The 22,224-nt window shown below is 62.6% G+C and carries 23 protein-coding genes; 15 read left to right on the top strand and 8 right to left on the bottom strand.

From position 1 onward, the window contains the following. Window positions 1-72 precede the first annotated feature (72 nt). From AB0L58_RS18335 to AB0L58_RS18320, 4 genes are read left to right on the top strand one after another with little or no spacing between them, the layout of a single operon-like run. Window positions 73-654 carry a hypothetical protein gene (locus tag AB0L58_RS18335; RefSeq protein WP_364388012.1) on the top strand — a complete coding sequence of 194 codons (582 nt, stop codon included), beginning with the start codon at window positions 73-75 and terminating at the stop codon, window positions 652-654. Next, the gene (locus AB0L58_RS18330) at window positions 654-2,786 is read left to right on the top strand and encodes a hypothetical protein (RefSeq protein WP_364388010.1); all 2,133 of its coding nucleotides are present in this window, start codon (window positions 654-656) and stop codon (window positions 2,784-2,786) included. The genes AB0L58_RS18335 and AB0L58_RS18330 overlap by 1 nt, the downstream gene beginning before the upstream one ends. Beyond that, on the top strand, window positions 2,776-3,888 hold the full coding sequence (locus AB0L58_RS18325; RefSeq protein WP_364388008.1) for a hypothetical protein: 1,113 nt from the start codon (window positions 2,776-2,778) through the stop codon (window positions 3,886-3,888). The genes AB0L58_RS18330 and AB0L58_RS18325 overlap by 11 nt, the downstream gene beginning before the upstream one ends. Before the next feature lie 28 nt (window positions 3,889-3,916). After that, on the top strand, window positions 3,917-4,471 hold the full coding sequence (locus AB0L58_RS18320; RefSeq protein ID WP_364388006.1) for a Pycsar system effector family protein: 555 nt from the start codon (window positions 3,917-3,919) through the stop codon (window positions 4,469-4,471). A gap of 373 nt (window positions 4,472-4,844) precedes the next feature. Here the strand turns inward: AB0L58_RS18320 and AB0L58_RS18315 are convergent, their stop codons facing one another. Genes AB0L58_RS18315 through AB0L58_RS18305 form a run of 3 tightly spaced genes read right to left on the bottom strand, consistent with a single transcriptional unit; the run spans window position 4,845 to window position 7,885 of the window. Next, window positions 4,845-5,345, bottom strand: a complete 501-nt coding sequence (locus AB0L58_RS18315) for a DUF296 domain-containing protein (protein ID WP_364388004.1) — start codon at window positions 5,343-5,345, stop codon at window positions 4,845-4,847. A gap of 2 nt (window positions 5,346-5,347) precedes the next feature. After that, window positions 5,348-6,397: an asparaginase gene (locus AB0L58_RS18310; protein WP_364388002.1), complete on the bottom strand. Its 1,050-nt coding sequence runs from the start codon at window positions 6,395-6,397 to the stop codon at window positions 5,348-5,350. Between the two features lie 9 nt (window positions 6,398-6,406). Further along, window positions 6,407-7,885 carry a helix-turn-helix transcriptional regulator gene (locus AB0L58_RS18305; RefSeq protein ID WP_364388000.1) on the bottom strand — a complete coding sequence of 493 codons (1,479 nt, stop codon included), beginning with the start codon at window positions 7,883-7,885 and terminating at the stop codon, window positions 6,407-6,409. Window positions 7,886-8,302: 417 nt separating this feature from the next. Here AB0L58_RS18305 and AB0L58_RS18300 point away from each other — a divergent pair, with 417 nt between their 5' ends. From AB0L58_RS18300 to AB0L58_RS18270, 7 genes are all read left to right on the top strand, one after another. Then, the gene (locus AB0L58_RS18300; protein WP_364387998.1) at window positions 8,303-9,502 is read left to right on the top strand and encodes a cupin domain-containing protein; all 1,200 of its coding nucleotides are present in this window, start codon (window positions 8,303-8,305) and stop codon (window positions 9,500-9,502) included. A gap of 4 nt (window positions 9,503-9,506) precedes the next feature. Then, a complete protein-coding gene (locus tag AB0L58_RS18295; RefSeq protein WP_364387996.1) occupies window positions 9,507-10,373 on the top strand; it encodes a DUF3865 domain-containing protein in 867 nt (288 codons plus the stop codon). A gap of 26 nt (window positions 10,374-10,399) precedes the next feature. Further along, window positions 10,400-10,555: a hypothetical protein gene (locus AB0L58_RS18290; protein WP_364387994.1), complete on the top strand. Its 156-nt coding sequence runs from the start codon at window positions 10,400-10,402 to the stop codon at window positions 10,553-10,555. Between the two features lie 169 nt (window positions 10,556-10,724). Further along, a complete protein-coding gene (locus AB0L58_RS18285) occupies window positions 10,725-11,753 on the top strand; it encodes a fatty acid desaturase (protein WP_364387992.1) in 1,029 nt (342 codons plus the stop codon). A 119-nt stretch (window positions 11,754-11,872) separates the two neighbouring features. Next, window positions 11,873-12,988 carry an inosamine-phosphate amidinotransferase 1 gene (locus AB0L58_RS18280; RefSeq protein WP_364387990.1) on the top strand — a complete coding sequence of 372 codons (1,116 nt, stop codon included), beginning with the start codon at window positions 11,873-11,875 and terminating at the stop codon, window positions 12,986-12,988. Beyond that, entirely contained in the window at window positions 12,985-13,908 is a 924-nt protein-coding gene (locus AB0L58_RS18275) for an amino acid--tRNA ligase-related protein (protein WP_364387988.1), read from the top strand. The genes AB0L58_RS18280 and AB0L58_RS18275 overlap by 4 nt, the downstream gene beginning before the upstream one ends. 170 nt (window positions 13,909-14,078) lie before the next feature. Then, a complete protein-coding gene (locus AB0L58_RS18270; protein WP_364387986.1) occupies window positions 14,079-14,444 on the top strand; it encodes a GFA family protein in 366 nt (121 codons plus the stop codon). A 49-nt stretch (window positions 14,445-14,493) separates the two neighbouring features. On the opposite strand, the gene AB0L58_RS18265 is transcribed toward AB0L58_RS18270, so the two are convergent. Then, the gene (locus tag AB0L58_RS18265; RefSeq protein ID WP_364387984.1) at window positions 14,494-15,342 is read right to left on the bottom strand and encodes a TauD/TfdA family dioxygenase; all 849 of its coding nucleotides are present in this window, start codon (window positions 15,340-15,342) and stop codon (window positions 14,494-14,496) included. Between the two features lie 150 nt (window positions 15,343-15,492). On the opposite strand from AB0L58_RS18265, the gene AB0L58_RS18260 reads away from it, so the two are divergent. Beyond that, window positions 15,493-16,629 (top strand): hypothetical protein, encoded by a 1,137-nt coding sequence (locus tag AB0L58_RS18260; RefSeq protein ID WP_364387982.1) that lies wholly within the window; start codon window positions 15,493-15,495, stop codon window positions 16,627-16,629. On the opposite strand, the gene AB0L58_RS18255 is transcribed toward AB0L58_RS18260, so the two are convergent. After that, on the bottom strand, window positions 16,626-17,519 hold the full coding sequence (locus AB0L58_RS18255; RefSeq protein WP_364387980.1) for an arginine deiminase family protein: 894 nt from the start codon (window positions 17,517-17,519) through the stop codon (window positions 16,626-16,628). The two genes, AB0L58_RS18260 and AB0L58_RS18255, sit on opposite strands and share 4 nt — an antisense overlap. Window positions 17,520-17,837: 318 nt before the next feature. Between AB0L58_RS18255 and AB0L58_RS18250 the strand changes: the two genes are divergently transcribed. Next, window positions 17,838-18,239 carry a VOC family protein gene (locus AB0L58_RS18250; protein WP_364387978.1) on the top strand — a complete coding sequence of 134 codons (402 nt, stop codon included), beginning with the start codon at window positions 17,838-17,840 and terminating at the stop codon, window positions 18,237-18,239. 313 nt (window positions 18,240-18,552) lie between these two features. Continuing rightward, window positions 18,553-18,858 carry a hypothetical protein gene (locus AB0L58_RS18245; RefSeq protein WP_364387976.1) on the top strand — a complete coding sequence of 102 codons (306 nt, stop codon included), beginning with the start codon at window positions 18,553-18,555 and terminating at the stop codon, window positions 18,856-18,858. Here AB0L58_RS18245 and AB0L58_RS18240 read toward each other — a convergent pair. Together AB0L58_RS18240 and AB0L58_RS18235 are read right to left on the bottom strand one after the other, a co-directional pair. Continuing rightward, complete coding sequence (locus AB0L58_RS18240; RefSeq protein WP_364388269.1) at window positions 18,836-19,849, bottom strand: DDE-type integrase/transposase/recombinase; 1,014 nt, start codon at window positions 19,847-19,849, stop codon at window positions 18,836-18,838. The genes AB0L58_RS18245 and AB0L58_RS18240 overlap by 23 nt on opposite strands. Next, a complete protein-coding gene (locus AB0L58_RS18235) occupies window positions 19,846-20,286 on the bottom strand; it encodes a transposase (RefSeq protein ID WP_364387974.1) in 441 nt (146 codons plus the stop codon). Before AB0L58_RS18235 ends, AB0L58_RS18240 begins: the two co-directional genes overlap by 4 nt. Before the next feature lie 116 nt (window positions 20,287-20,402). On the opposite strand from AB0L58_RS18235, the gene AB0L58_RS18230 reads away from it, so the two are divergent. Beyond that, window positions 20,403-20,708 (top strand): hypothetical protein, encoded by a 306-nt coding sequence (locus tag AB0L58_RS18230; RefSeq protein ID WP_364387972.1) that lies wholly within the window; start codon window positions 20,403-20,405, stop codon window positions 20,706-20,708. Between the two features lie 394 nt (window positions 20,709-21,102). Here the strand turns inward: AB0L58_RS18230 and AB0L58_RS18225 are convergent, their stop codons facing one another. After that, complete coding sequence (locus AB0L58_RS18225) at window positions 21,103-22,143, bottom strand: SAVED domain-containing protein (RefSeq protein ID WP_364387970.1); 1,041 nt, start codon at window positions 22,141-22,143, stop codon at window positions 21,103-21,105. Window positions 22,144-22,224 lie beyond the last annotated feature (81 nt).

Here is a 22,224-nt window from a genome sequence, read left to right as displayed (position 1 = left end):
CAGGCGGCGTCGCGTGCGGGGCTCAACCGGTCCGCGTGGGCATGTCAAGCTGGGGGCGATGGAGAGCTTGCTGTGCTGCCCTCGGAGGAATCCGAGATGGAGCATGTGGTCGTCGACGACTACGTCCGCGAGCTGGCCAACGCACTCGAGGTTCACAATCATGATCTGCGCGACGAGGCGCGACTACGGTTGCGGCTTGCTGTCCACTTCGGCGCGATGAAGGTCGCTGACAACGGGTTCGCCGGTCAGGGCATCGTCACGGTCTCTCGGCTCGTGGATTCCGATCCAGCCCGGGACGCGCTCGAGCTGGTACCAGCGGCATATCTCGTAGTGATTCTCTCGGATCAGGTGTACACGGATTCGGTCCGGCAGCGCCATACCTCACTGCCGCATTCCGCGTTCCGCAGAGTGATGGTGCGAAACAAGGAGTTCGACGAGCCCGCGTACTTGTATGTCCCCGGGTATGACGTCCATTCGATTCTCTTGCCGGACAGAGCTGCTGGGCCAGATGCCGGTCCACAGGGGCAAGAAGTCGCGTCCGGTTCGCCATCGGATACCTCGGCCGGAGTCGGCCGACAAGCTTCCGTAGCGACAACAATCAATGGGAACGTTCACATTCCCAACGGTGTCATCGGCATGGTCTGGAATCAGTGATGAGTGAATCTGATTCTGTGGATGAAGAATCCGCCGCCTCGGTGGATAATTCGAGTGCAGGCCCGCTAACTGACCGGGAGGGCGGCGCGGATCTGGAAGCGGTTGAGCCGGATTCGAGCACGACTATCGAGCAGGTTAACCAAATCAACCAGTATTACAACACCACGGTTCATGCGCCGAATAGTCAACGCGGGATGTTTACTGCTACAGCTGGTCTGGGTCATCGGACCGAAAGGCTCGACAGCGCGGAGATCGAGAATGCATGCCGATGCTACGTGCTACCAGACGGATTCGATGTCGCATTTGAAGCCTTGAGTTCCGACCGTGTGGTCCTGCTCGACGGCAAGGCCGGAGTCGGGAAGCGCACGGGTGCAATAAAATTGCTTCGCGAAGTCACACCCGGCCCGTTGTTCGCGTTGCCTCCAACTGCATCGTTGGAAGAGTTGGCGAATAGAGAATACGAGGCGGACCACGGGTACCTGGCCGCCGATATGGGCACGCTCGAACGGCAGGCCGACACCGATTTCACCTGGCGCATGGTTCGCGATCGCGTTAATGGTGCTGGAGCATGGTTGATAGTTGCCGGTACCGGCAACGAAACCCACACCTCGGACCGAGTGCTAAAAGTCCCCTGGAATCGACCTGATGCCCATGACCTGCTGACAGTTTGGCTCAGCTTCCCGGACTGTACGGCTTCTGATGAGGAAACGGTCAACAAGATCGCCGCCATCGAGGAGCAGCTACCGAGTGTCTACACGATCGGTGAACTCCATGCGGTTGCACTACAAGTCTGTGAGGGGGCTGATCCCATCGCGGCCTCGCGCCTATTCGAGGTATCCGTTCAGAACCGAGTCAGGGACTGGTTCTCGACTGGTCAGCGGACGCGGCGGCAGATCCTGGAAGTCGCCGTCCTGGCCTTCCTCGGAAACTGCGGCCAACGACCGTTCGAGTCGCTTCTCTCCGACCTGCAAGACCTCTTCGCAAAACCCGCGCCACCAGATGAATCCATCGAGTCGCTGTCAGGCAGCGATACAGACGTGCTCCCCGAGCATCGGCACACCCGCGTCGCTGACGCAAGCCTGATCCGCCGCGCGCCCGTCGAGCCGTACGACATATCGCGCCAGGTCCTCGAGTTCCGAGACGACGCATATCGAAAGCACGTAATCGCGGAGCTGTGGGAACGAATGGATGTGACGTTCTGGGATTGCATTCGGGATTGGCTCAGAACAGTGATCCTCCGCAGATATGACGTTGACGCAGATGTCCGAAGACACGCCATCGCGGACGGGCTTGCTCAGCTGGCCGCAGTCTCCTTCGATGAGGTCGAAAATGTCTACCTCGAGCCGTGGTCGAAGGGGAAGCACGGGTGGACGTGCCGCAACATGGCTATTTTCGTGCTTTGGTCGATGTGCTTCGATCGGGTCCTCGCACCGACGGCTTTGCGTACTGCGGTGCGGTGGTCGACTGTCGGGACCCGGCAACAACAGTGGACCGCAACCCACGCCTTCAGTGGGGTTCTCGGCATCATCTATCCGGAGGAGGCCTCTCGATATCTGTCGCAGCTGATAATTCACAGCAGCGACGTCGTATCGAACCAGGGCTCGGCCCTGGCAACCCTTTTCGCCCGGCTCGCCGCGGATTCGTCGGCGGCCGAGATCGTGTTGACCACATTGGAGGATGAGCATCGTCGTGCCGGAGCGAGTCGGCGCGGGCGGTCTTCGGTGTTGTCCGCCATCGCGGAGGTGTTGACGGTGACCGCAGTGCAAACTGAGATGTCGGCGATCTTCGGCTACATCGACAAATTCAAGGACCAGATATCGATTCCTGCCCGTCTGTGGGGTCTGGCCCTGTGCCACCGGCCATTCCGGCGGCGGCTACTCGACGCCTTGCTGAGCGGTCTAGGCGATCTGACGAAGATCAGTTCGGAGCCGGAAGATACGGTACAGCTTCTCGGTGCCGCCCTCGCCACCGAGATACCGCCACGAGAACACGCATCGCTGGAACACGATCTGACCGCCCGCCAAACGCAGCGGATGAGGCTGGATCCCAGCTCATCGAGATCGAATGGTGAGCAAGTCGACTTGCTGTTGCGAGTCCTGTTGGCGCCCTTGAGCACAGAACGTGTCGGATGAAGGACATCACATGAGGTACCCCATCATCGAGCAACGGAATCTTGACGTCGTCGGTCGACGGGCACTCCGCCGACGTGTACGTCGACTCGGCGAGCTACCGAAGCCAAATGCGCACGAAGTGCTTGTCTTTCGCGTGAACGGCCGGCTGATCGCTGACAACGAGCAGAGAAGCATCGACCAAGGCCATGTCGTCGACGCGTCCCACGTCAGCTTGGTCGACATGAGTCTGAATATGCCGGTGATCGTCGAGTTAGCGATCCGGGCCGCTGACGCAACGACTTTCACCGTCCAGGTCACCTTCGAGTGCACGGTGACAGATCCAGTCGCTGTCGTCCGGAACGGGCGAACTGATGCCCGCAACTTCCTCGAGGGCTACCTGCGTAGCGAGCACCGGATCTTCGAACTCGGCCAGAAGTATCGCTTCGACGAAGTCGCCAATTTTCGCCAGGAACTCACTGCCGGTGTGACCACCTTCATCACAGGGAACCCGCCGACCGAGCCAGGCATGCGGATCCAGCTCGCTGGTATCGAGGTGATCCCGTCAGCCGAATTGGCGGAGTTCGAGCGCCGACGCAGGGAGCTGTGGCAGTGGAGCGTCCTCGAGGTCGAGAAATCCAGCCTCTTCCACACCGTAACTCGGACTCTGGAGGATCAGAAGCAGGAACTCGAGGAGCAACGGCAACGACACGACCACAAGCTCAGAGCCGAGGTCGGCACATTCCAACTCGACGAAGTCCAGAAACACTTCGACAAAATGGGCCACAGTTCTCAACTCGGTGCCTACCTTGCACTGGTTACCGGCGGCCTCAGTCCGGTGGAGTTCGCACAGCAACTGCGCGCACAAGCCGAACGTCACGAACAGCGGCGCGATGACACGAACAGGCACGCCCTGAGAGAGCATCTCGATGCCCTCAAAGTATGGATCCGTCAAGGAGGCACGGACAACGTCAACGTCGACCCCGACAAACTGGATGCGCTGTTCAACAGGCTGATCGACGACGTCGCGACCGCCATCGATTCACTGCCACCCAAGAAACAGATGGAATCAATCGAATCGAGACGGATGACAAAGGAACACGACGATGCCGACTCGAAGCAATAGCAGGCAGAACGGTCGCGGGAGCCGACACATGTTGACAGTCGACTCCTGGCGTGCGCTCCGTAGGTGGGCAAACGGCGACCGCGAGGTAGTGGAAAATACCTGGAGGACACTGGAACTGACCCTTGCCCAGGTGAAACACGCTGAAACCAAAGCGATCACCACGCTCGCCACCACAGGGGTGCTGGGACAGATGCTGTTCAACCTTGTCCGAGCGGAAGCCAGGACAGCGAGCGTTGCTGTGTCGGTGGGAGCAGGGGCCTGCGCGGTCTTCATACTCAGCGCTTGCGTCGCCTCGATCTGCGTCCTGTGGCCTCGCGTGAGATCCAGCGAGAGATCGAAGAGCCTCTTTCACTTCAGCCGCGCGGCGGACCCTGACCTAACCCCGGACACCTACATGCGCGCACTAACGACACTGAGCCATCACCCCGACAACATCGTCGAACAGCTAGCCGCTCAAATCATGGCGAATGCTGGAGTGGCACAACGGAAGTACCGGTTCGCAAACATCGCCGTCAGCAGTTTGCTCGCCGCAGTCGTTGTTCTGGCAACAACGGGATGCGTATTCGTTCTCCAAGATGTTTGATCGGTCGTCTGGACGCTGGCTTTGGCTTCGTTGCCGAGGGAAGGATTGACCGGTCCCCGCGTGCGCGGTGAGCACTCTTCCGCGATGAATGCCATCGCAACCTGCGGGGGATCATCCCCGCGTAGGCGGGGAGCACGGCGTCACCCGAGTGAGTTTCGGAGTGCAGTCCGGATCATCCCCGCGTACACGGGAAGCACGACCGTTGGATGGCTGACGCAATCACCGACCGAAACGCTTCCAAGGAGAGCGAAGCCCGGCCACTTCGGTAGCCAGCCGGGGCCCCATCTAGTCGAGCATTGTTTGCACGTCGGCTCCTCCTGGCGCACTACACAGCCGAGGTTCGGATTCATCGGGGCCGAACGTCTCCTGGATTCTAGGGCGATGAGGCAGGCGGCGCGAGACGGTGGGTGGGTCCGCTCTCGAAAGTGAGCAGTGGAACGTCGTAGAGGCTGGGCTCGGCGGTGCGGTGCATGTCCGGGTGAGCGACCTCGATGATGAGCATTTCGGTGAGAAACTGAACTTTGGCGGCGAGCAAGTGGCTGGTGTGTCCTGTTGCGGAATGCTCTTTCAAGCCGACGGCGACGTGAATGTGGGGTCGGATCTGGTTCGTCTCGGGGTCGTAGGCGAGTGTGCCGCCGCCGAAAGCTTCGACGTTGGTGAGGTGCACGCGTGACCAGACGGGTGCTTGTGGGTCGTTGAGCCGGTCGCAGGTGCCGACGATGTCGATTTCGCTGAACCCGGCGATGAACGAGGGAATGAAGCCTTGGCGAAGGCTGTTGGCTCGGCAGAATTCTGTGAGCGAGGGATAGAAGTCGTCGCCATGGTCGAATACGACACCAAATGATCGGCCGAGGGTGAGCTCGTGGCTGCGCATGATCAGTTGTCCTTGTCGGGATCGGTTGGCCAGGGCCATGTTTCGGTATCGTGATATCCGCCTTCGGCGCCGAACGCGGCGGTGATCGCGGCGCGGTCGCAGTTCGCGGCGAGCAGTGTCAGCAGCAGGATGCGGGCTTTGACTGGATCGAGGTAGCCGGCGGGGATCAGGCCGCGGGCTATGAGGTCGCGTTCTGAGCCGGGGAATCCGTAGGTTGTCTGAAGGGTCGAGCCACCGCCGGTTCGTGATGCGAGTACGACTGGGATCTTGTCGGCGAGGTTTTCGAGGAGCGGGACGATCCGGGCGGGAACGTGTCCTGCACCGAGGCCCGCGACAACGATGCCGTCGACGTGGTCGCCCACTGCTTGCAGGGTGGTGCCATCGTCGCCGAGTGCCATGGTGATGATCGCTACGCGGATGTCATCGCCAGGAGTGGCCGGGACGGCAGCACGGTGTGGGAGTTGGTTGAGCAGCCTGGGGCGGCCCTCGACTATGTAACCGAGGGGGCCGCCGTTGGGTGATTGGAACGTAGTGGGACTGGTGGTGTGGGTTTTGCGGACTCGGCGCGCTGCGTGGATTTCGTCACCGAGAACGACGAGGCACCCTTGTCCGCGGAACCTTGGGTGGACGGCGGTCTGCATGGCGGCCAGGAGGTTTGCGGGACCGTCGGCTCCGGCGAGGGTTGGGTTGCGCATCGCTCCGGTTACTACCACTGGTTGGGGCGCGGTGTGCAGGAGGTCCAGCAGGTAGGCCGTTTCCTCGATCGTGTCGGTGCCTTGCGTGACAACGGCGCCACCAACATCCTCCGCAAGCCGTTGGCCAATGGTGTCAGCCAGTGCGGCGATATCGCTGATCTTCAGTGACGCGCCGGGCATTTGGCGGAAGTCGACGACCTCGACGGCGATGTCGTTGTCGGCGAGTCCCGGGATTGCCGCGATGAGCTGCTCGGCGGACAGCGCGGGCGCGACACCGCCTGTGGGGCTGGCCGACATGGCGATGGTGCCGCCGAGGGCGAAAATGATCACGCGGCGGTCGGTTTCGGCGGAAGACACCCCGGCAGCCTAGCGATCTTGGCGATCGAGGTCGGCGATAAATCGGCATGCGCGTTCGAATCCGGCTAGCGAGAGCAACCGGCTGCGAGGTTGCGTGAAGCCCGCAGCACCGTATTCGGAGAGTTCTCGTGATCGGCGTATCAGCCACGGCCAGTCGAGATCAAGGAAGTCGGCCAGTGTGCACAACCGGCGACCGGGAGTGGGGGCGTCGATGATGGAATGTGTCCGAGCCCAACGCGTTGCGTCGTCGAACTCTCGCACGGTGGGCCGGTGATCAGTGGTGTCGACGTGCCAGATGCGGTCGGAGTTGCTCCAGGTCGCGATGATCGCGTTTCGGCCGGGGTCGAGAACAAACCCTTGCGTGGCGGTGTATTCCGGTTCGACGCAGACTTCGACGCGAATGCCGAAGGACTCGATGAGCGCGGCCGTGAGCAGCAGCAGTATCCGTTCTGGCTTCCAGGACGCGGAGACCGTCTCTGGCGGTATGCAGAAGGTGCGTGTCGGGATGCTGTCGCGGTTCGAAGACATGGTTCCAGTGCGTTGCAGGTACTGGAATTTGTGGGTGAACAGGAGCCATGTGCTGGCTTCCTCGCCGCGTTGTTCGCGGGTCCAGAATTCTGGGGTGTCGGTCAGTTGGTCGGTGTGGCGAAGGATGTGTCGCGCGCAGAAGTCCGAACCCAGCCACATCTGGGACACCGGCGAGAGGTCTGCGGCGAGTTCGTGCCCGGCGGTGGAACGCGGTTCAGCATCGAGGGCCGCTATGGCTTGCATGGCGGCGGCGAGTTGGGCGTCATCCTCGAGGAGGGAGTTATCGAGGTTGGTGACAGCCCAGGCAAGGGCAAGAGTGAATTCGTCGAGCAGATAGGCACGCGGAATCATCAGTGGTGCACCTGGATTCGATGCGGTCAGTCGGGTAAGGGCGCGTCGGCGGTCGAGCCCGTAGAAGCTGGCTTCATCAGCGTTGGTGATGGCGGCGAGGATGAGGCTGTAGTGCGGACGAACCAGGATCGGATCGTTTCGGAGAGAGTCTGTTGGGGTGGCAACGATCCGGCCATCGTTGATGGCTGCGGGCACGACGATCACCGGAGTAATCGAGCCACCGAAATACCGTCCTGCGGGAGTTCGCAGGGTCTGTTCGCCGCGATCCTTCGGTGGTGATGATTCGTGATCGATTCCGGTCAGCGTAGTTTCGAGCAGTGGCGTGGTAGTGCGCGCTGTGCGCAGCGCAGACTGTTCGACCTTCGCTTCGCGCCATAGCGAGAGGAGGTGTCCGTCCGCGGCGAGGGACCTGTCCAATGCCCGGACGAGATCCTCCGACGGCAGGTTGTGAGCGCGTTCGGCACGCGAGACGTATTGACGGGTATAGCCGAGAAGGTTCGCCAAGGCAGGCTGACTGAAGCCGCCTGCCTTCCGTAGACGCTTGATCTCGCTTGCCAGGCGGTCGGCGGCGTTCGTCGAGTTCTCAACGGCGGCTTGGTTGTTCGGCATCGGCTCGGACCCCCTTGTATTGCCCATCATCGTCGGACAACAGAGGGGGCAACAAGAGCCTCAAAGGTAGTTGCCCCCTCCCGGAATCCTACGGCCAGCGGTTGTCTTGATGTGGGCACCACCACAACAACACCGGTCGCGCGCTGGTGGGTCTCGGGTTGGCAACGCCCGCACGAAATAGACATCGCGTGCGGTGAGCGCGCGCCGCGCATGTGAGTCGACCACAGCTGGGATCGCCATCCGTTGGTTCGAGGCTGTGCCGCAGGAGAGGAGTCGGAGCTTGAACACCCGCACGACATCACCGGCGACAAGGCCGACGTCATGACCACCGCACAAGACCTTGCCGCGACATGGCCGCCGACGGCCGAGTTCTGGTCGACGCGGTTCCCCACCGAGACATCCGCGGCGACATCGCCGGTGCTGTTCGAGAACCTTGTGCCCGCTGAAGTATTGGGTTCCGACGACGTCCTGGAAGGACTCCGGCGGCTGCGCCGAGCCGCTGCCAACGGCGAGCAGACGAGCGCCCGGACCCGTGTCTACGTAGGTGAGGATCGCCGCGACGATGTCGTGAACGCCGTTCTGTCAGCTTCGTGGGAAGCCGACGAGGAGTTCGTAGGTTGGATGCGGCGTTTGTGTGGCGCCGAGCGCTTCAGTCTGGTGATCAACAATCTGGAAACGACATCGCCGGTCTTGTCGTCGGTGCTCGGCGAGCTGATTCAGTCTGCCTTCACGGGCTGGGGCGTTCCCATGGGCGGGTGCGAACAGGTTGCCTTCGCAGGCAACTACGCCGGCACCGCCTTTGGTGTCCACGAAGGCCATGAGGACGCGTTTCTGGTTCACTTGGGCCCTGGCGTAAAGCATTTCTACTGCTGGTCGCGTCCGCGGTACCAGGAATTGACCGGCGGCGGCGACCCGACCTTTGGCGACTACCGATGGCTACTCGAACAGGGGCAGCGGTTCGACCTCACGCCCGGCTCTGTCCTGTTTCTGCCGCGGCACGTATTCCACGTCGGCGTGCAGGACGAATTCTCTATTTCGGTCGCGATCCCGCTGTACACGTATCCAGACGCGCGGCTACTCACCATGTCCATCCTTCCGCAACTGCTGGATTCGGTCGCGAACAACACCGACGTTCCGTCGCCGATGCATGCACTGTCCGCCGGTCCCCGCCCCATCTCCGATCGGCTCGCCAAAGCGGCAGGGGCCATGCTGATCGAAGCCTCTGGACCGCTCGCCAGCCATGTACACGAACACATCGAACAGCGCTGGCACACTCTACTGAGCAACGGCGGCTGGGAGTCGGTCGAGCACGACCTCGCGCGAAGCGACTCCGCCCGCGAAGCTGTTGAAGCCCTTGCCGCAGGCGGGAACTCGATCCGCGTCCGGCCACCGTTCACCCTCCACAGCACGCGCGATATCGACGACAGCCTCAGCGTCGTCGTCACCGTCCGAGGCGTCACTATCAGCGTCCCGGAATCGCCAGACTGGGGCCGCGCTCTCAGCGCACTGGCAGACGGCGCCGCTGTCGAACTCACCGATGCGCTTCGTAGCACCTCCACGCTGGAAGGCCTGCTGGGAACCGGTGGAATCCAAGTGCTCACCGACGAATCGAGGTAACACCATGCCGACCAACGAATCGAAGGTCCAGCAGTATCTCGCCGAGAACCCCGCCACCCGGAACGCGATCCACCGCATCCTGCTCAACAAGCCCGACGTCGACGGTGACGAACTCGTCGATAAGCACCTCGCGCCGATGATGGACGACATTTTCGAAAAGATCATCACCGAGGTCTCACCCGACACGTTGTCGAAAGAGCAAGCCGCGCTCTACATCCTGGAGCTCTCGGTCTTCGCTCGCTACAACTCCGATTTCCTACGCCGGGCCGCGGACACCGTACAGGGAGCGTGCATGGAACTCGCCCATGAGTTCCGCCGCAACCACCTCGAAGAGGGCGGGGAGCGAGGCAAGGTCGCCGCCCATTACACGTTGTACTCCGGCGCTCTGCTGGGTGATCTCGGACTGCTGGTGAACGGGCACGTCCCCGCGCCCGAGACAGTGACCTTGGTGTCGTTGCACGACTGGATGGTGGACGGCTCGTCGGCCAGCAGGATTTGCGGCGGGTACTACGCCACCGAGGGCGTGGCGATCAATGAAACCGAGCTGCTGCGCTCCATTACCGACCGCTACGGCGAGCTAACCATTGGCAAGCGCAGTGGCGAATTGGCGGCGCTCGACTACTACTACTCGCTGCACCTCGATGAGAGCCACGAAGCCGCCGCGGTCGAGGGCCTCAGCGTCGAAGCCGCACACATCGAAGGCATTGCCCGCTTCATCCGAGACAGCCGCTCCTTCTACCTTGACCTGCCGCAGATCGTCGACGGGTTCCTCCAGATCCTCGAAGGAATGGCGCGATGGTGGTCAGATCTGGCGGCTCGCGCCAACACCTTGCCAGGCACCGCAGCCCAGAACCTCATACCCCTGCAGTAACCCATCCACAACAAAGGAGATATCTGATGCCGACGACGCTCAAGAACGGTGTCCGCCCCGACACGACGCTGAAAAACGGTGTCCGCCCGGACGCTTTGAAGTCCGGAGTCCGACCCGACGTCGGACTCAAGGACGGGGTGCGCCCCGACGCATTGAAGTCCGGAGCCCGACCCGACGCCTAACGACGGGACCGGAGGCCCGGCAGCGTCGCGAGACTCTGCGACCGCGTCGAGTGCCGGGCCCACCGGCCTTTCGTCCAGTCACTCGCTTCGAAGTACGCGATCTCGCTCAGTCCTATCCCGAGCAGGAGCGGATCCGACTTCGTTCGACCTTACCGTGGAGCTAACCCGCATGAATGTGTTGGCGCGCAGGCCACACCGGCGAGCAACGGCAGGTGCAGCTGGCCGGATCCGGCGTGAATTCGGCACCGATGTGACTCGGCGCCTCGATGATCTGTGTGCGCACGGCCGATCCGAGGGCCCGCTGGATCTGCTTCGCGATTACGCCGCCGTCGCCGCGACCGTTGCCGTCGCCATCATGGCCGCCAACCCCGTTGTCTCCTGTGTATGTGTCCTCTATGTAGGTGTGCGGCAACGCCATTTGTCGAATCTGACCCACGAGTGCATCCACACCAAACTCACCCGCTCGCCACGGGCGAACCGGGTACTCGGACATCTGCTGACGCTGACGCTCGGAGAACCCTTCACCCCGTACAAGCGCAGCCACCGCGTGCATCACGCGAAACTCGGATCACCAGAAGACCCGATGCTGCGCTCGTACCTGAATCGCAATGCCCACTGCCCTCAGCCGAACAAGAACGCATTCATCGTCCACGTCATCATCAAGAACGCGATATGGGAGCTACCCAGATACGGGTTGCTCACCCTCGCAGCGAAATCCAGTGAGGAAAGCTGGAGAGCCGCCGGTGCTCGATGGGCGAGTTGGTCGGCCGCCGCGATCGCCGCCGCTGCAGTAGGGCATTTGGCAACATTCGGCCTCTACTGGGCCCTGCCGTTGATCGTGGTGCGCCCGATCATCACGTGGTTGACCGACCTGGGCAACCACGCCGGACTGATCGAGGCCGATGACCCGATCCTGCAGACCCGCGGCTGGACCTCCCATGCGCTCACCCGGCACCTGCTCGGCGGCCACAACGACGACATGTATCACCCGATCCACCACTGGTTCCCCAACATCGGCTGGCGCCAGCTGCCCGAAGCCGAAGCGATCCTGCGCGCGGAATTTCCCCGATGGAACGAAGTCCCCTGGTGCAGTGGGTACTTCTTCCGGCGTCGATCCACACCCGGCATACCCAGCGTGCTCGACGACATCGTCGCGCGCCTGCAATCCCAGACCCGCCAACCTCAGCCATCCAGCTGACACCCATCCCAGAACATCCAGCCACACCCCTTTCCCACCGCCGAGCAACCCACAACGGCGCAACGGATATGCAGCAATGGTGGGCCGCTGCCCACCCCGACTCTTCGAACAGGACACCCATGATCGAGCCCGGCTGCGGCGTCAACAGTTATGACGAGTGGACACGCCTGCGCGAGGTGGTCGTCGGCGACCCCGCCTCCTACACCTCCCATCCCCTCGACACATCGTTTCGGATGTTCTACCTCGACAACGTGCGCCCGACCGTGAACGTCGGGGACGGCCGGGAACTGCCGATACCCGACCAACTCGTCCATGAGCTCGAGGAGGACGTCGAGGGGTTCGTCGACGCGCTCACCGACGCCGATGTCCGGGTCCTGCGCCCGCAACCGGTGACCACTCGAACTACCGTCGCCTCGCCGTGGTGGTCAGAACCAGAAACACCGCCGTTGAACGTGCGTGACCAGACCATCGTGCTCGGCGACACCATCGTCGAGACGGCCCCGCACATCCGCTCCAGGATGTTCGAGAACGACTACCTCAAGCCATTGTTCTACCGCTACCTCGAACAGGGCTCAGGCTGGCTGGCAATGCCGAGGCCCGCCCTGGCCCGCGGCACTCTGGATACCTCGTACTTCGACCGTGCGGGTATGGATCTGGCCAGCGTCACCGACGACACCGAAACCCGTGAGCTGCCCGGACTGGGCCACGAGCTCATCTTCGACGGCGCCCAGTGCATCCGCCTCGGCCGCGACGTGCTGGTCAACGTCGCCAACGCCAACCATCAACTCGGCTTCACCTGGCTGCAACGGGTGTTCCCGAAGTTCCGGATGCACCGGCTCGACGCGATCGCCGACAGCCACATCGACAGCATCGTCGTCCCGCTGCGTCCCGGGCTGCTCATGCTGCGATCGATGGACTACTTGCAATCACTGCCCGAACCGTTGCAGCGGTGGGACATAGTCTGCCCGCCCGAGCAGGACGAGTCCGCTTTCCCTGACTACAACGGCTTCGGATTCAACCTCGCCAGCCGATATATCGATATCAACGTGCTGTCGATCGACGAGGACACCGTCGTAGTGAACTCGCTGTGCCCGGACCTGATGCGCACCCTCGAAAAGCACGGCCTCACCGTGATCCCGGTCCGTCACCGCCATCGTCGGCTGTTCGGTGGTGGATTCCACTGCTTCACACTCGACACCGTGCGAGACGGCGGATTCGAGGACTACTTCGCATGACGACCACCAACGAGACACCACCACAGACCAGCTGGGCGACGCCCGCGGCGACAATCGACTTCAAATCCGAACTGCTGTGGCGGATCCGAAGTCTGCTGCGCGACAACGGCTTCAAAGAACTCACTACACCCACATTCCGCCGAGCCGACGATCTCACCGGAAAGCGCGCTGCCGCCGAGCTCGGCGAGCGCGGGTTCCTGCGCAGCATGATCGGCCCCGCGCTGCGCTACAACCTCCAGCACGCCCCGCGCATCTTCGAAATCGGGCCCTGCTTTCGAACCGATCGGCCCGACACCACCCACAGCCGCGAATTCTGGATGCTGGACCTCTACGCCGCCCACGAGACCTACGAATTCCTTATCGAGCTCGCGGAACGATTGATCTCACTCGCCTACCCCGGCGAGCTGCGGCGAATATCGGTGACCGACCATATCGCGGCGACCCTCGGTATCGACCTCACCCACGAAACGCTCGAACCACACACCCAGGCGATCACGCGACACCTCGGGCTCCCCGTCGAAACGCCGTTGCACGAGCTGCTCGACGCCTACATCACCACCGAACTCGAACCACAGACCACCGGTACAGCCACGTTCCTGCTCGAGATGCCCCTCGGCGGAAACGAACCCTGCGCCAAACGCCGCCCCGACACCACCGGCATCCTCAATCGATTCGAGGTCTTCGTCGACGGCATCGAAGTGCTGCACGGATACGAAGACGAAACCGACGCAGGCGAATTCGTGCGACGGGCCACCAGTGTTGGGCTCTACAACCCCGAGCAGGCGCTCGTGCAAAAGGCGATCCTGGCCGGAGCCGTGCCCGCCAACAGCGTCGGCCTCGGAATCGGCATCGAACGGCTCTGCATGGCCGCGACCGGCATCCACGACATAACCCGATTCCAGCCATCAACATGCTATTGACCGAGCCTCGGCGCGCTCCCCCAACTCGGCCCGTGGTCCCGCACCTATGGGGCCGACTGCTCTACGCTTGCCCAAGCCGCGCCCGTCTCCTTGCCCGCGCGGTTGTCGACTTCTCCACCCTGCCAACAACTTTCGAAGAAGGGACGCGTCTGATGCATGAAGGTGGCTGCTTGTGCGGGCGGATCCGGTTCCGCGCCGATGCTGAGCCGATCTGGCCGCATTTGTGCTCGTGCCCGCACTGCCAGAAGCTGGCCGGCGGCCCGGTCGCCGCCTGGGTCGATTTCCCGCTCGAGAAGTTCGAATGGACCGGCGAGGGCGGTGAACCGAACTGGTACAACACGTACCCGACCACCCGCCGAGGGTTCTGCCCCACCTGCGGCTCGCTCGTCGCCGCGGTCGACGACGGCGGCGCATTCATGGGCATCACGATGATGGCATTGGATGACCACAGCGGACTGACCCCAGTTCACCAGGGCTCCAAGGACAACGCGGTCGCATGGCTGCCGACGATCGAAACCATCGACGCCGGCGCCTGATCTGGGCGGGTCGCCGCGCCGAGCGTGTGCTCGGCGCGGCGATCGCAGCTCACATAACTGTAGTGCGGTAGAGCAGGCGTTGATGACGGGTGTGATCGCATGGTGAGGCGGTGTGCATCGTGGCCCGGTTGTCCCAGATGACCAGATCGCCTACCGCCCACCGGTGCGAATACACATACCGCTCGGCGGTCGCGTGAGCGTGCAACTGATCGAGCAACTGCCCGGACTCGGCTTCATCGACGCCGACGATGCCGCGGAGGATCATGTCGCCCAACAGCAACGACCGGCGTCCGGTCTGCGGATGCAGCCGCACCAGCGGATGCACCACATCCGGCACCTGCGCGCGCTGCGTTTCGGTGAGCGGCACCTTTACCGGGTTGTCCGCGGCCTGCCGCTCGAACAAATACACCATCGAGTGCACCGCGTTCAGCCCGTCGACCCTGGCGCGCAACTCGGCCGAAAGATCGTCATAGGCCGCGGTCGTGTCGGCGAAGCGGGTTTCACCGCCGACCCCGGGCGCGATCACCGAATACAGCAGTGACACCGCGCTCATCGCTGGCTTCCACGACAGGTCGGTGTGCCACTCCTGCTCGTTGTCTCCGTCGTACATGCCTATCGGTACGCCGTTGCGATGAATATTGCTGATCGTCACGATTTGACCGAAACCGGGAACCGTGTACTGATCCTGCACATGAATTTCCGGCTCACCGAACAATCGGCTCACCCGGATATGATCCTCATGAGACAAGATCTGATCTCGCACCACCAGAACCCGAAACTTCAGCAGATCGCCGACGAGGCAGGACGCATCCGAATCGTCCAGCGGCCGAGAAAGATCGATACCCAGAACGAGAGCACCGAATGTTGAGTTCAGGGGGTCGATTTGATAGCGACTCACCGCAGAATTCTATCAACATCGTGCCGAACTGATGACCCGATTCAAGCGCAGTCGGCTGACCGATAACCCAGTGCCGCAGCGGTTTTGGTGATCTCGTCTGCACGCTCGTAGTTACGGGATCGGCCGGGGCGGATGGGCTATCATTCCGGCATGAGTCAGGGGATTCCACTGAAAGAATCTGCCATGAACCGGGCGCGCGTCGAATCGCTTGCCGCCGACCTCTCACGCGCCGAACCGCGGTTCGATGCCGTCGGGTTCGTCGCGACCGTGATGGCAGGGCTACCCGACCTGGAGCTCAAGGCCCGAATCGCCTGTGTCGCCGACACATTAGCGTCCTATCTGCCCGCCGACATCGGTGCCGCGACCGCAGCCATCCTGGCCGCGCTGCCCCCGCACGACGATGCCACTTTCACAGGCAGCGACTTCGGCATCTACACCTACGCACCGTACTCGGACTTCGTCGCTCGCTACGGCTGCACACCCGCATACCTCGAGTCATCTCTGAATGCGTTGAAAGAGCTGACAAAACATTTCACCGCCGAAGACGCATTGCGCTATTTCCTCAACGCGTTCCCCGATGCCACCTTGGAAGCCGTCATGAAATGGAGTCGGGATCCCGATTATCACGTTCGTCGCCTGGCCAGTGAAGGAACACGCCCGATCCTGCCCTGGTCACCCCGAATCACCCTCCCAGTCGATGCGGCAATCCCGATGTTGGACAACCTTTACACCGACACTTCGCGATTCGTCACGCAATCGGTGGCTAATCACATCAACGACATCACCCGCACCGACCCAGACCTCGCATTAACTGTGCTGGACCGGTGGCGGGCATCGAACAAACAACGTCCGACCGAAATGAAGTTCATCATCAAACAATCGCTACGCACGCTCGTCAAAAAAGGCCACTACGGCGCCTTCGAATTCCTCGGACTATCCACCTCACCCGCTGTCGAAGTGTCCAGCCTACGCATCGATGTACCCGCGGTCGCGATCGGGGAAGCTCTGGTCTTCGACTGCACAATTCGAGCAACCGGCCTCAGCACGCAGCGCGTCATCATCGACTATGTCGTGCAATACCCCCGCACCCGCTCCGGACACGGCGAAGCAGTATTCAAATGGACCACCACTGAACTCGCGCCCGGTGAATCCCGAGCGCTGACCCGGACACAGAAGTTGCGCTCAACGGCCAGCCGCAACCTCACCCCCGGGCCAGGGCGGTTGCACATCCAGATCAACGGCACCTGCGTCGCTGAAGCGCCGTTCCAACTGCTCCCCGCGGCCTAGCCGCCACCGGGCGCTGCGGTGCGCGACCGGACCAGTGGCAACGTGGAACAGCGGAACGCTCCTGGGATCTTGGTAACTTCGGAATAGTCGACCGGAACCACCTCGATCCCCCGCGTCTCCAGCTCGCCGGCGATCCGTTCACTGCGTTCGGCGACCACCACAACTCCCGGAGCGAGCGCAAGCGCGTTCACCTCCACCGCCAAGGCTTCCTCGCCCGTCACGGGGATCAGATCGAAATGTGCAGCGAACCAGCGCATCTGCGCGTCGTCGAACACCGCCGGATGCACCAGCGCCACCTGCGGCGCGACGATATTGAAATGGTCGTCCAGGTGCACGATGCCATCGCAAACGAACTCGATCGGTTTGACCTCCCGCTCGATACCGAACTGGCCCAGCCGATACCGCAGTGCGCCGATCCCGGCCAGCGAAGTCTCCTCGCTCAGCCCAACCAGCACATAGCCGTCGTGGAGCATGACGTCGCCGCCCTCGATCGTCCCGGCATCCAGGTAGGCGACCCGACCGATCTGCTCGACCACACGCCGCAACCCCGCGAACTCGCCCTGGCGCCTCCCCGAGTTCAACCGGGCCGCAACGAACACCTCATCGACCACGAACCCCAAGTCACGGGTGTAATGCTGGGCATAGGACCCCGGCGCCTGACCGGCGAGCACTACTTCGACACCGCGGCTGCGCAGCAGGTCGATGAAGCTCTGCTGCTGGGCGCGAACCCCGTCCACTGAGTATGGTGCCCACTTGCTGGTCTCGAGCTGGCGCCGATGCACCGGATCCAACTCCTGCGAGCACGACAGATCCAGCGTGACCGGCCCTGCATACCGCATCAGCACCGATTGCAGCTCGCCGAACTCGCTGGTCGCCCTGACCTGAATCACTACACTCTCCTGACCACGAAATACGTTGCTGCGCTATTTGATTCACTTCGCCAAGGAATCTATGCCGGACGTAATCGAGCAGAGGCGACATCGCCATTCTGAAGGTTGTCACGATGCGGCGTGGGCAAACCACGGCCACGATGCGCCCGCGCCCGACCAGCGCCCGAATGTCCTGTAATCGACAGCAGGGCGGCTCTCCGGCCGCCAGTTCGCCGGTCCGGACAGCACCGTAACCGAGCGATGGAGTGCCCGTTCCAGCCCGGCTAGCAGCGGCATCCTGCTCGACGCGTATCGAAGGGCCCAGCTACGCTTCGGGCCGTGAGTCATCGAAGTCGACTGTGCCACATCGTCATCGATGTGTCCGATCTCGATCAAGCAGTCGTGTTCTGGGGACGCGCCCTCGGCGCGAACGAGGAACCGGTAAGTCCCACCAGCCGCGGTGTCTACCGGCGTCTGCGTTTGCCCGATTCCGAGATTCGGATCTTGCTGCAAGTGACCCCGGACGACAAGGTGTCGAAGGAACGGGTACACATCGACATCGAAACCGACGATGTTGAGGCCGAGGTTCGTCGCCTCGAGTCGCTCGGCGCCGCCAGGTGGAACCATCAGCAGGAACGCGGCTACGACTTCTGGGTTCTGCGAGATCCCTGGTGCAACGAATTCTGCGTGCTGCAAACCGAATTCCCCCACCTGCTGGCGCAGCGCCCGTCCTGGGACTAACGCTTCGACCACGTTCGGTCCGCGCCACATGCGGCACCGCAAATCATGGGTGCCCGTGCGCACGTGCGCAAGTCGCCCTCCGGATTCGTTGCGGGGGCGACTTCTCGCTGTCGGATCTACCTACGGTTCGTCGGGTTCCGGACAGGACGACACCGAACACGGTGATTTGGTCAGGATTGGTAATTGGAAGGCCGGTGCCCAAACACTAGAGGCCGTACGATCCCAGTCGGCAGACCGAGACAGACCTTGTGAACACAGGTGAGTAATGGAGTCACTGAACAAACCGGATCCGTCCCGAGCAGATCCTGCAGGGATGGACCTTTCTGTCAACGCGCTGAACCGGTACTCGATCGCCGAGCTGCGAACGGCGATCGAGCTGTTCAACGACGCCATCATTCGGACTGAAGTAGATTCTGCTGCTGCCGTTTCCGAGGACGGGTACATGCAGAATCGAGCGCATCTAGCGCTGTTGCGCGAACGACGCAAGTATGCAACCAACCTACTAAGCCGCCTGTCGGGACAGGAACAGATGGCGGAGCTTAAGGAAGCGGTCCAGGAGAAAGTCCAGCGGAACCTGTCAAACCCGGTGAGACCGTTCAGGCCACGAATTCTGTGTTGATGTTCTCCTTCGCGGGCTCGTTGATCCAAGCGGTTGTGGGCAGTCTGGGTGGGGTGGGTGGCCGCCGGAACCGTGTCGGGTTCTCGGCGTATGCGGCGGTGAGGATCGCGCCGCGTGCGGCGCGGATCTCGATGGCGGTGCCATCGTGAACCGTTGCGGGAGTGTGTAATCCGATCCCGGAGTGCCGATGGACGGTGTTGTAGTAGGTGAAGAACGCCACGCAGAACCGTTGCGCCTCACCGATGGAGGCGAACCGTTGCGGGAACGCCGGACAGTACTTCAATGTCTTGAAGTTCGCTTCGCTGTAGGGGTTGTCGTTGGACACGTGGGGACGCGAGTGCGAACGGATGATGTTCAAGTCGATCAGCAGCTCGGCGACCGGTTTGCTGGTCATCGGTCCGCCGTTGTCGGCGTGGATGTAGTCGGGCACGATGCCGTTGTTGGCGGCGATCGCGTCGATCTGGAATTGCTTTGCGATCCACCGGGATTCACCCGGCACGACCGTCCAATGGATGGCCTTGCGGGAGAAGATGTCCAGCATCACCAGCAGCGTGTAGTAGACGCCCCTGAACGGGCCTGCCAGCTTGGTCGCATCCCATGACCACACCCGGTTCGGGCCGGTCGCCACCAGCTCGGGTTTGGTGCGCGGCGGATGGGTGGCCTGGCGGCGGCGTTCACGCACCTCACCGTGCCCGCGCAGCAGCCGATACATCGTCGAGATCGAACACAGATAGGTGCCCTCGTCCAGCAAAGTGGCCCACACCTGCGCCGGGGACTTGTCGATGAACCGGTCGCTGCGCAACTGTGCCAGCACCGCGGCCTGCTCGGCGGCCGACAACGCCGCCGGGTGCACCACCGGCCGTCGCAGCCCCTGCAGCGGTGGTCGCGGGTGGCGATGCCGGTGCAGCGTGGCCCGCGACTTCCCGGTCAACGCGCAGGCCGCCCGGGTTCCGGTCACAGGTTCCAGCTCGACGGTGGCCGCGTCGATCACTTCGACCATTTGTGCTCGAAATCCGCGCTCTCGGAGAGCATTTCCAAGAGCTCGTGTGCTTTTCCCATGATCTGCAACGCCTTTTGCGTCTTGACCAGCTCGGCCTCGGTCGCCGCCAGCTTCGCGGCCAGGAGCTCGTTCTCCCGCTCCGCCGCCGTCTTCGCCGGTTTCGGACCGGTTTGCTTGGAGGACAACCCATTCAATGCGCCCGCGTCCCGCGCACGGGTCCAGTCGATCACATGGGAGTGATACAGGCCCTCCCGCCGCAGCAACGCGCCCTTGGCGCCGGGCTCGGTCAACTGCTCGTACTCAGCCACGATCGCGGCCTTGTATTCCGCGGTGAACCGCCGCCGCGTCGACCGCTTCCCCTTCGAGCTCTTCTTCCTCGCTGCCACCACACCATCCTCGGCGGGCAGATCAGCCGCACTCAACGTCACCTGCACGATATCCCTGATCTCGCCCTGCTCGACTCTACAAAACCAACATACCGATTGGTCTCATGCGAGTCTGGCAGAGAGGGCAGGACCCAGCTGCGCGCCAAGAACTCTCGAACTTGGTCGCCGAGTTCGCGTTACAGCAACAGAACCTCGCGCGCGAACTTCAAGCTCAAGAAGACGAAGCTACCAAGGAACTGCGTAGCCTCGAAGTGCAGAAACGCAGGTGGGACATGCGCAAGTCGCTGCTCGAACGCGAACCCGCGGCGGTGCTAATCGGTGCTGTGCTCCTGTTCGTGATCACTATCGCGCTGATCTACGCCATGGCCAGCCACACCGCCGTGCCCGACATCCTGGCCAGCGCGTTCTTGCTGATCCTCGGCTTCTTCTTCGGCCAGACAACGAGCAGCTCTCATAGCCGCTAACCGCGCTACCATGCCCGACGCAGAAGCCGCACCGGTAGTTCGATCACCCCGGGACACACCGCTACCGTTACTCATGGAACGTCCTCCTGCTCTTGCGATGGGGCACCAAGCCCGACAAGCGCATCAGGAGGACGTTCCCCACGTCCCGGAAACCGACGCACTAAACGTCTTTCTATGCCGCGTTCCGGTCGTTCGTGTGGACCGGGTCACGAACCTGCGACATGCACTTCACCTGGTCGGCCGAGAGCTCAACAGCATGCCGGGAAGCAGAGCCTCGGTCTCGCCGTGCGGGAGCTCGCCGGCACTTCGCCTCGCAGGGAGGACGTCCGCTCGGTGCACTGGTTCCGTCGCACCGAGGTTTGGGGTTCATGTCCTACTAGGCTGCGGCAGGGCCTCATTCGGTGATCTTTACGGCGGCTTCGAAGGTGTCGGCATCGGTGCGCTGGTACATCACCAGCGCTGGGCTGACGATGCGAGGGCGGTAGCGGCCCATGTTCACCGCCGCCGGCGCGGGAACGGCGGCGAGGACATGCAGGGTCCGCGCCTGTGGAAGGCGTTGTTCGACCAGTGCGAGCAGCTGCCGCCAGGCTACGGAGAAGCGTTGGAGATCGGTGCGGGAACCGATCGCGTCCAAGCCGGGGAGCACGCCGTCGGGGCGTAGTTCCAGCACCGGCAGCTGCGCCAGGCCTTCCGGGATGCGGTCGCGGGTCACGGTGCCGCTTACCGACACAAGAACCACCGCCTCGCGGGCGTCCGATTCGGTGTCATCGAGGGAGGTGGTGAAATTAATGTCTGCGTTCTCGTTTCGCGGCCAACACCAGGCAGTGTCGGAATCGACGCGGTCACGGCGGTGAACCTCCACACCGTACTTGTCGTCGAGGCGGTGACCGAGGTACGTCAGCAACGGGATCGGTGCCAGCGCGAAGACTGACACGTGGTCGACTGCCCCACCGCAGGTGTCGGCTTCGAGTCGCGCGACCGCCTCATCGATGCGTTGGCAACCGCGCTCCCATACCCAGGGCTCGGACTCAGAATCGGTCAGGTCGATCTCTACCCGGATCTGGCGGCCGTCAACCGAGTACGGGGCCCGGCGGGCTTCGATGAGAGCCTGCGCGATCTGCCTGTTCGATGCTTTGGTCGTGGTACCGCGGACGCTGGCGCGAGTGGTGACGATCAAGCTGCGATGCTGGGTCGCGAAATCGGTTGCCGCCATCACCATGTCCTCGTGCCGGGACTTGATCTCCCGCAGTACGTCCACGGTGTAGAGATCACGGAGATCGGCGTTGTCGATCTTGCGGTGGCAACCGTGGCACAGCAACAACAGATTGTCGGGGTGGTTGCGTTCGGTGACCGGTATCTCCGACCGACCGCGCGGTGACCCAGGAGTGTCGGTCGCGCCAACGTTATGGGCCAACTCCGCTACCGACACGGTCACGTCCCCCCACTCACAATCCAACAACGATGTCGCGCACATCGCGCACCGCCCCGCCGACCGCGCCCACACTGTCCTCGCTGT

This window comes from Nocardia sp. NPDC052112 (assembly GCF_040680135.1).
In the GTDB taxonomy this organism is placed as follows: Bacteria; Actinomycetota; Actinomycetes; order Mycobacteriales; family Mycobacteriaceae; genus Nocardia.
Note: the sequence above shows the minus strand (reverse complement) of the source record. Positions and strands in the feature narration are given on the sequence as shown.